The organism is Albidovulum sp., from assembly GCF_049646345.1.
In the GTDB taxonomy this organism is placed as follows: domain Bacteria; phylum Pseudomonadota; class Alphaproteobacteria; order Rhodobacterales; family Rhodobacteraceae; genus Albidovulum.
The window spans coordinates 1-9254 of record NZ_JBARVQ010000025.1; the positions used below are offsets into that span (position 1 = coordinate 1).

General features: G+C 63.2%; 8 protein-coding genes. 5 read left to right on the plus strand and 3 right to left on the minus strand.

Features of this window, described 5'->3' with window-relative positions; translation table 11 throughout:
• Both WBB85_RS00640 and WBB85_RS00645 read right to left on the minus strand, forming a co-directional pair.
• Positions 1-1959, minus strand: a 1959-nt coding sequence (locus WBB85_RS00640) for a CoA transferase (RefSeq protein WP_432636686.1), incomplete at its 3' end; no start/stop codon positions are given.
• Positions 1956-2765: an alpha/beta fold hydrolase gene (locus WBB85_RS00645; protein ID WP_432636687.1), complete on the minus strand. Its 810-nt coding sequence runs from the start codon at positions 2763-2765 to the stop codon at positions 1956-1958. The genes WBB85_RS00645 and WBB85_RS00640, both read right to left, overlap by 4 nt.
• Positions 2766-2916: 151 nt before the next feature.
• On the opposite strand from WBB85_RS00645, the gene WBB85_RS00650 reads away from it, so the two are divergent.
• The 4 genes from WBB85_RS00650 (at position 2917) to WBB85_RS00665 (ending at position 7574) form a co-directional block, all read left to right on the plus strand.
• Positions 2917-4398 carry an aldehyde dehydrogenase gene (locus WBB85_RS00650; protein ID WP_432636688.1) on the plus strand — a complete coding sequence of 494 codons (1482 nt, stop codon included), beginning with the start codon at positions 2917-2919 and terminating at the stop codon, positions 4396-4398.
• 388 nt (positions 4399-4786) lie between these two features.
• Positions 4787-5821 carry an LLM class flavin-dependent oxidoreductase gene (locus tag WBB85_RS00655; protein WP_432636689.1) on the plus strand — a complete coding sequence of 345 codons (1035 nt, stop codon included), beginning with the start codon at positions 4787-4789 and terminating at the stop codon, positions 5819-5821.
• Positions 5822-5831: 10 nt separating this feature from the next.
• Positions 5832-6629, plus strand: coding sequence for a carnitinyl-CoA dehydratase (locus WBB85_RS00660; protein ID WP_432636690.1), 798 nt, complete (start codon positions 5832-5834; stop codon positions 6627-6629).
• Positions 6630-7574 (plus strand): 3-hydroxyacyl-CoA dehydrogenase NAD-binding domain-containing protein, encoded by a 945-nt coding sequence (locus tag WBB85_RS00665; RefSeq protein WP_432636691.1) that lies wholly within the window; start codon positions 6630-6632, stop codon positions 7572-7574.
• Positions 7575-7744: 170 nt separating this feature from the next.
• On the opposite strand, the gene WBB85_RS00670 is transcribed toward WBB85_RS00665, so the two are convergent.
• Complete coding sequence (locus WBB85_RS00670) at positions 7745-8857, minus strand: GlxA family transcriptional regulator (protein WP_432636692.1); 1113 nt, start codon at positions 8855-8857, stop codon at positions 7745-7747.
• Between the two features lie 82 nt (positions 8858-8939).
• Here WBB85_RS00670 and WBB85_RS00675 point away from each other — a divergent pair.
• Positions 8940-9254: 3-keto-5-aminohexanoate cleavage protein (locus WBB85_RS00675; protein ID WP_432636694.1), on the plus strand; the 315-nt coding region annotated here is incomplete at its 3' end.

A 9254-nucleotide genomic window follows, 5' to 3' on the forward strand; every position in this document is an offset into this window, starting at 1 on the left:
GTCCCACTGCACTTCATCAAGCGGGATCAGCACCATGCCCTTGGGCACCGGACCATCGACCTGACCGTGATAGAAGATACCGTTGGTGCCCGTGTCGCTGTCTTCATAGACGGCATAGAGGAACTCGACCTCTGGCCTCAGCCCCTTTGCCACCAGATCACGCCTGAGGCCATCGAGGCTCGGCCCCGGATCACGGACGCTTGGCACGGACAGCGCACCTTCCGCGCCTTCGCACAGCAACAGCCGCCCCTGATCGGTCAGCACCGCGCCAATCCGGGTGCCCCCAGTGGCAGCGACGGCCGAGACAAGACTGTCCTCCAGCCCGATAGAGAAGTAATTGCCGCGAAAGTAGCCCAGAGGATTGCCCTCGGCCGTGGCAAAGTCGATCACCCGGCCGATCAGTACGATATGATCACCCGCATCGACCAGCTTTTCGCGGGCACAGGCGAATTGCGCCAGTGACCCGTCGATCAAGGGCACCTCACCCGCGCCGGGGCTCCAGTCACATTGGTCGAATTTGTCGGGCGTGCGGCTGGCGAACAGGCCCGATACGCCCTTCTGATCCTCGGCCAGCACGTTCACTGCGAAATGATCGGCCTGCATGAAGGTCTCGCAGCTATGCGCGGTCTTGGCGAGGCAGACGAGCAGCAAGGGCGGATCGAGCGAGACTGAGGTGAAGGAATTGGCGGTGAAGCCGCGCGGGGTGCCATCGGGCTGACGCGCGGTCAGGACGGTAACGCCAGTCGCGAAGGCGCCGAACGCGTTGCGCAGGGCTTTCGGGTCGGGCGCGGCGGTTGGGGCCGGTGCGACAAATGTCGGATTATGTTCGCCAAGCCGGGCCGGCGTGGCCGGGTCGGGCGTGGGATTGTTCGAAAAGTGCAAAGGGCTGCCCGCAACGCGCCAGTTTCGCTGGCCCGACTTGGCATGCGGCACCTCGGCGATCATACCGCGCGCGGCGATATGCGGGTCGGCGAAGATATCGGCGACCGTATTGACCGGACCGAAGGGCACAAGCCCCCCCAGAAGATCCGCCAATTCAGCCTTGCTTCGCTTGCCCGTCCAGTCCGAAACCATCGCATTGACCGCCCCCGCATTGGCCCGCCGGTCGGCGCGGGTCGCGTATTGGGGGTCGCTGCCCAGCGCCTCCTGCCCCATCGCACGGGTCAGCTTTTGCCAGAAGGCGTCATCGACGATGCCCAAAGCCACATGGCCGTCGCGCGCCGGAAACACACCGAAGGGGGCCAGCAGCGGATGCCCGTTGCCTTCGGGCCCCGGCACTGACCCGTCGAAATCGTGCTGATAGATCGCCCGTTCGCAAAGCGAAACCATCGCGTCATACATGGCGATATCGACGAACTGGCCCTGCCCTGTCGCCTCGGCCTGACGCAGGGCGGCGAGGATGCCGAAGGCCATCAGAGAGCCCGCGAAGACATCGCCGATGCCGGGGCCGACCTTGGTGGGCGTCGCCGCATCCGGGCCGGTCAGCGCGACAAGTCCGCCCATCGCCTGGGCCACGACATCATAGGCGGGCCAATCCTGATAGGGGCTGGTCCCGGACCGTGGATCGCCAAAGCCGCGGATCGCTGCATAGACCAGACGCGGATTGGCCTCGGCGAGGCTTTCATACGAAAGCCCCAGCCGCTCCATCACCCCGGGGCGAAAGTTTTCGACGACGACATCGGCGGTAACGGCCAGCGCGCGAAACGCCGCCTTGCCCTCATCCGTCTTCAGATCAAGCTGCACGCTTTTCTTCGACCGGTTGAGGCTGACATAGTAGCCGGCCCAGTCGCGGCCCGGATCGTCGTCGCGGAAGGGTCCGTTCTGGCGGCTGGTATCACCGCCCTTGCCTTCGATCTTGATCACCTCGGCACCGTGATCGGCCAGCATCATTGTGCAATAGGGGCCGGAGAGCATGCGCGAAAGGTCAAGCACACGGATACCCTTGAGGATGCCGGTCATGTGTCGTCCCCCAGATGCCGGTCGAGAAAGGTGATGAGCGGGCGGTTCACCGCATCCGGCGCTTCGGCCAAGGCCATATGACGCAGACCGGTCAGGATCAGCGCCTCGGCCCCTTCGATCTCGGCCGCGATGGCGTGGGTCATGTCGGGGCCGTTGCCGTAATCCTCGTCCCCGGTGATCACCAGCGTGGACGCGGCGATCGGCGGGGCGGGCGCGACAATCTCGTCAATACCTTCCGCGAGGATGCGGTAGATCGACGGGTAGATTGCCGGATCGTTGGCCATCACCCATGAGCGGACAAGGTCCATCATTGCGGGATTGGCGGCGCGATAGGCATCGCTGAACCAGCGCACCAATGCCGCTTCGACCGTGGCGCTCGGCCCGTCCGCCTTCGCCTGTTCGACGCGGGCGAGAATCGCCGCCTGCGCCTCGGGCGTCCGCTTGTGCGGCGAATGCAGAATACCGAGCGCGGTCACGCGACTTGGATGGTCCTGCGCGAACCGCCGCGCGACCATGCCGCCGAGGGAAAATCCGACAATCGCTGCGTGGTCGATGCCAAGATGATCGAGCAGGCCCGCGAGTTGATCAGACAGGGTTTTCAGCTTCGGTGCGGCAGGTGGCGGGCCACTTTCGCCATGGCCCAGAAGATCATAGGCCAGAACCCGGTAGCGGCCCTGCAACTGCGGCACCAGCCATTGCCAACAGGCCCGGTTCAGCCCCAGCCCGTGGATCAGCGCGACGACAGGCGCGTCTTCCGGGCCGGTGAGATCACAGACCGTGCCGTCCGGCCCAATGCCTCTGCCCATTCTCGCCTCCCACAGTCCCGGTTCCCCTTCATGGGTGCCACCGGTGCGCGCCATCGCGTCCGCATTTTTCGCCATAGCCTGACGAAAAATCTAAGCCCGCCGCGCGCACCTCGGTCACTATGATGGAAATTCTGACGGGAGGGATTGCACCATGGCGGATGTGAAGAGCTACAAGATGCTGATCGACGGCGACTGGGTGGATGCCTCGGATGGCGGCACGTTCGACAGCGTCAATCCCGCAACCGGCAAGGTCTGGTCACGCGTACCCGAGGCGACGGCAGCGGATGTCGACCGCGCGGTTCGCGCCGCCGACCGGGCCTTTACCTCTGGTGCGTGGGCTGAAATGCTGCCCTCGGCGCGGGGCAAATGCCTGCGCAAGCTCGGCGATCTTCTGGCCGAGAGGTCCGAGGAACTGGGCCGGACCGAGAGCATCGACACCGGCAAGATGCTGAGGGAAACCCGCTGGCAGGCGAAATACATTGCCGAGTTCTTCCATTTCTACGCGGGCTGCGCTGACAAGATTTCGGGTGAGACACTGCCGATCGACAAGCCCGATCTCTTCGTCTTCACCCACCGCGAGCCCTTGGGCGTGGTGGCAGCGATCGTGCCCTGGAATTCGCAACTGTTCCTCGTGGCGGTAAAGATGGGCCCGGCGCTGGCGGCGGGCAATACCATCGTGCTCAAAGCCTCGGAACATGCCTCGGCAGCGATGCTGGAATTCGGCGAACTGATCGAACAGGCAGGCTTCCCGCCCGGCGTCGTCAATATCGTCACCGGGCACGGCGATCCCTGCGGCAAGGCGCTGACCTCGCACCCCTTGGTTGCGCGGATCTCGTTCACCGGGGGCCCGGGTGCCGCGCGCCATGTGCTTTACAATTCCGCCGAAAACTTCGCCGAAGTGTCACTGGAACTCGGCGGCAAGTCTCCCTTCATCGTCTTCGACGATGCCGATATCGAAAGCGCCGTCAACGGCTCCATCGCCGGCATTTTCGGCGCGACGGGTCAAAGCTGTGTCGCCGGATCGCGGCTTTATCTGCACGAAGATATTGCCGACGAATTCCTTGAGAAGATGACAGCACTTGCAGGCAAGATCCTGATCGGCGACCCTCTGGCCGAGGAAACCCAGATGGGGCCACTCTGCACCACCGGTCAGCTTGAACATATCGAACGCGAGGTCGCTCATGCGGTGAGCCAAGGCGCGAAGGTGCTGACCGGCGGCAAACGGCCAGCGGGGCTGTCGGGCACCTATTACGAGCCCACCATTCTTGAATGTCCGCGTCAGGACCTGCGCATCGTCGATACCGAGCTATTCGGCCCGGTGCTGGCCGCGCAACGGTTCAAGACCGAGGAAGAGGTCCTGCGGCTGGCCAATGATACCAAACACGGGCTGGCGGCGGGCATCTTTACCCGTTCTGGCGCGCGGCAGATGCGGATGTCGAAGGCGATCCGTGCCGGCATCGTCTGGATCAACACCTACCGTGTTGTCTCCCCCATCGCCGAGTTCGGCGGGGTCAAGGGCTCGGGCTATGGCCGCGAAAGCGGGTTTCAGGCGATGTATGATTACACAAGGCCAAAGACGGTCTGGGTCAACACGTCCGATACGCCGATGGCGAACCCATTCGTCATGCGGTGAGGGGCGGGCGTCTGGCTGCAACGCGGGTTTGCAGTTCTTGGCGAAGAGACCCTTTCGCCCGGGAACAAGCGCGACGCGCGCCGGGCGAGCGCCTGCCCGTCCCGCCGGGCTGGCGCTTTTGCAACGTTCCGCCTTGCTTTTGCGAAGAAGGGTTGTGCGACCATAAATTGCTCTGATCTTGCGTTTCCGCGCCAACCCACGGGCAGACACTCGCCCGGCTTGCACCCCGTATTTGTCTGCGGCTTCAAAAGGCTAAACCGCAATGTCGGACGCCTTGTCTGATACAGGCACGAGGTGACGAAAAACCGCTTCCAACGTCGAATTATCGACACCCCCCGCCCTTGAAGCGGCGAACATTGGAGGCGCAGGCGATCCGGGGAGGGACGGGATGAAATTCCAACTGGCAATCAATATGGAACGGATGGACGCGGGCCTCGACATGAAGGACGTCGCGCGCCACACGCTCGAGATGGTGCAGATGGCCGACCGGGGCGGGTTCAACATCGTCTGGGCCGCTGAGCACCACGCGCTGGAAATGACCATCGCGCCCAACCCCTTTTCGCTCCTCGCCTGGTGGGCCGAGAATACCAATGACATCCGCCTTGGCACTGCCGTCGCCGTCGCCGCCTACTGGCACCCGATCAAGCTGGCGGGAGAGGCCGGTTTCGTCGACCTCATCTCGGGCGGGCGGCTGGAATTCGGCATCGGCTCGGGCGCATATCAGCGCGAATTCGACCGCATGGCGCCGGGGTTGAAGCAGTCCGACGCCTGGCGCTACATGCAGGAGATGCTGCCTTGCGTGCGCGCGCTCTGGCAGGGGGATTACGAACACAAGGGCGAATTCTGGTCCTTCCCGACCTCGACCGCCGTGCCGAAGCCGGTACAGAAAGACGTCCCCGTCTGGGTCGCCGCCCGCGCGCCCATCACCTACGACTATGCTGTTCGCGAAGGCTGCAACATCATGTCCTGGCCGCTCACACGCGGCATGGATGAGGCTGAAACCTATATGGGACGCCTGAACGACGCGATGGAAGCCAACCCCGGCGCCAAGCGCCCCACAATGGCGATGATGCGCCACACAGCGCTTTACGACCGGAAAGACGACTGGATGGTACCGGTCCGCGCCGCCCAGCGCCAGCTTGGCCAGTTCGAGAACCTGTTCAAGAACCTCGGCGATGTGAAGGACGGCTTCCCCAAACAGATCCCGTTCGACGATCTCGGCAACCGTGCCGAATACGATCCGCAGATGCTGCACGACAATCTGATGTTCGGCACACCCGATGAGGTCATAGCAAAACTCAGGCAATATGAGGCGCTTGGAGTGGATGAGTGCATCTACTACGCCAGCCTCGGCCTCGGCCTGCCCGAACAGAAACGCTCGCTCGAGCTGTTCGTGAACGAAGTGATCCCTGCATTTTCCTGAAGGTAGTCCCATGTCCCATGTCGAAACCACCCGCCGCGGGCGGGTTCTGGAAGTCACGCTGAACAAGCCCAAGGTCAATGCCATCGATATCGAGATGAGCCGCGATATGGGCCGCGCCTTTGCCGAATTGCGCGACGACCCCGACCTTTGGTGCGCGATCCTGACCGGCGCGGGCGAGAAGATATTCTCCGCCGGCTGGGATCTGAAGGCGCTCAACAAGGGCGAGATGGAGCTGGATAACTGGTGGGAAGAGGATTACGGGATCGGCGGCTTTGCCGGGCTGACCGAGAACTGGCAACTGAACAAGCCTGTGATCTGTGCACTCAATGGCCTTGCCATCGGCGGGGGCTTTGAAATCGCACTGTCCTGTGACCTGATCATCGCAGCCGACCATGTCGAGTTTGGCCTGCCGGAAATGCCCCTTGGCATCGTCCCGGATGCAGGCGCTCTGCAACGCCTGCCACGCCGCATCCCCCACAATATCGCGATGGAGATGTTCCTCTGGGGCCGCCGCATGAAGGCCGATGAGGCCGCGCATTACGGGCTGATCAACAAGGTGGTGCCGAAGGGGCAGGAAATGGACGCCGCCCGCGAATGGGCCGACCAGATCGCCTGGTCGGCGCCCCTGGCCATGCAATCGGTCAAGGAAGTCCAGCGCGAGATTGAATGCAAACCGCTTGAGGCGGCCTTTGCCCATATGCGCGAGGGCGACCTGCCAACCTATCGCAAGATGCTGACGTCGGAAGACGCCAAGGAAGGGGTCGCGGCTTTTGTCGAGCGGCGCGATCCGGTTTTCAAAGGAAAATAGATGTATCCCGATCCCACATCCATCACCCGTATCACCACCATCGGCGCCGGTCCCATCGGCGGCGGCTGGGCCGCGCATTTCCTCGCACGCGGCTACGATGTCACCGCCTATGTCCATAGCGAGGCCGAACGCGCGGCGCTTATGGCCGTGATTGATACCGGATGGATCAGCCTTGAAGCCCTTGGTCTTGCGAAAGGCGCGTCCCGCGACCGGCTGACGGTCACGACCGATCTCGATGCCGCCATCCGGGACGCCCAGTTCATTCAGGAAAGCGCGCCCGAGCGGCTGGACCTGAAACAGGCTCTCTACAAGCGGCTGGGCGACGTCGCGCCGAAGGACTGCATCATCGCCTCATCGACATCGGGTCTGATGATGACGGATATTCAGAAGGACTGCCCCAGCCCCGAACGCACCGTCATCGGTCATCCTTTCAATCCACCCTACCTCCTGCCGCTGGTCGAGATTGTTGGCGGCAAACGCACCGATCCGGCGGCCGTGCAATGGGCGGCTGAGTTCTACAAGGTCGCGGGCAAGGCCCCCTTGATCATGAAGAAGGAAATCCCCGGCTTCGTCGCCACCCGGCTGCAAGAGGCGCTTTGGCGCGAGGCATTGCACATGGTCGCGAATGGCGAGGCCACACCGGAGGATATCGACAACGCCCTGATGAACGGCCCCGCCCCGCGCATGGCCGTGCAGGGCCAGTGCATGGCCTTCCACGTCGCCTGCGGCGAGGGCGGCATGGCCACCAACCTTGATCAGTTCGGTCCGGCCCTGAAATGGCCATGGACCCGGCTTGAAGCCCCTGAACTGACGCAGGATCTGCGCGACCGCATGGTCGACGGCTGCAACCAGATTGCAGGCGGGCGGCATTTTGAGGAGATGGCCGCGCAGAGAGACCGCGAAATCGTGGCGGTGCTGAACGCAATCCGAGCTGCAAGGGGCTGAAGATTCTGCCTTTCGCGACGTTGCTGCTGTTGCCGTGATCACCCCACAAGCCGGGCGGGCACCGCGCTTGTTCCCGGGCGAAGGGGGGCTCTACCTCAACAACCGCTAAGACTCGAAATCGGACCAAGTATTACAGCGCAGATATTCAAATACTGGTCGCTGTTCCAGCTTCACCCGCTTGTCTTCCTCAGGATCTGCATCGGCTTGGCACTGCCGCGGTTCTCCAGCGCCTCAAGGAATTTCGACAACGTCCCCGGCCAGCTTGGCGTCGCGTCCTTTTCGGGCCAGGCCTGCCGGTAGTCCGAAGGCCGTCGCCCAAAACACTTGCCAAAGGAAAAAGCGAAGTGCGACAGGGTGTTGAAGCCCGAAGCGGTCGCAATCTCACGCACCGAAAGCCCGGTGGAGATCAACAACACGCGCGCGTGCTGAAGGCGGAGCAGAAGTCCGAACTGCACCACAGTGCAGCCGATATTGGCCTTGAACTGGCGCTCCAGCTGGCGCTGCGAGACGCCAAGCTCCCCGGCGATATCGGGCACGGTCAGCGGCTCGGCGATGTTCTTTTCGATCAGGGTGATCGCCTCGCGCACCATTGGCGCCAGCGATTCCATTCCCCGCCCCATCGTGCGCCTTTGCGGGGCGTTGGCAGGCCGGATCGGGTGATAGAGCATCTGGTCGGCGATCTCTCCGGCCAGCCTTTCGCCATGTTCATCGCCGACCACCCGCAGCATCAGATCGACCCCGGCCAGCCCCCCGGCACAGGTCATCATCTGCCCGTCGATGGTGAACAACTGTTCGGTGACGGTCACTTCGTCGAACTGTTCCTCGAACCCCGACATCCAGGACCAATGCGTCGTCGCCCGCTTGCCCGAGAGTATTCCCGCGCGGGCCAGTAGATAGCAACCAAGCTCTACCGAACACATCCGCACACCGCCCCGCGCCTGCCTGCGGATCCAGGCCAGCGTATGGGAGTTCTTGTAGTTCTCGGCGTTCCACGAGCCCAAAACGAACAGTGTTTCGCCCCGGCGGACATGCTCATCCGGGGTCGCCGAGGGCACCGTGAAACCATTCGATGCGGTTACCTCTGCGCCATCGAATGAGAGGATTTCCCATGAATAAAGCGGTGCGGGCGACAGGTAGTTCGCGATCCGCATCACCTCGATCATGGTCATCATCGTCATCAGGTTGAAACGCGGCACGACGAGGAAGGCGACATGCCGCGCGGCCGCGTCCCGGGGCGGCGGGGCCAATGTGGCGGGATCGGATGAGGTGCGTAAATTCGACATACCATATGCATATCAGTCGAATTACTGACATGAAAAGCCCTTTCCCGGCCCAAGGATTGAGGAAAGGCTGGGGAGGCGCAGAATGAATTTCGAAGTGGTTCTGACATGTGCAGTGACCGGGGCGGGGGCAACGACCGATATCAGCCCGCATGTTCCGGTAACGCCCGAGGCCATCGCGCGTGAGGCAATTGAGGCCGCAAAGGCCGGGGCCTCTGTCGCGCATCTCCATGTCCGCGATCCTGATACCGGCAAGGGCTCGCGCGATCCGGCACTCTTCCGCGAAGTGGTGGACCGGGTACGCGCTTCCGGCACCGATGTCGTCATCAACCTGACTGCCGGGATGGGCGGCGACTGGGTGCCATCGAAGGATGACTGGGCGATGCCCGGCCCCGGCACC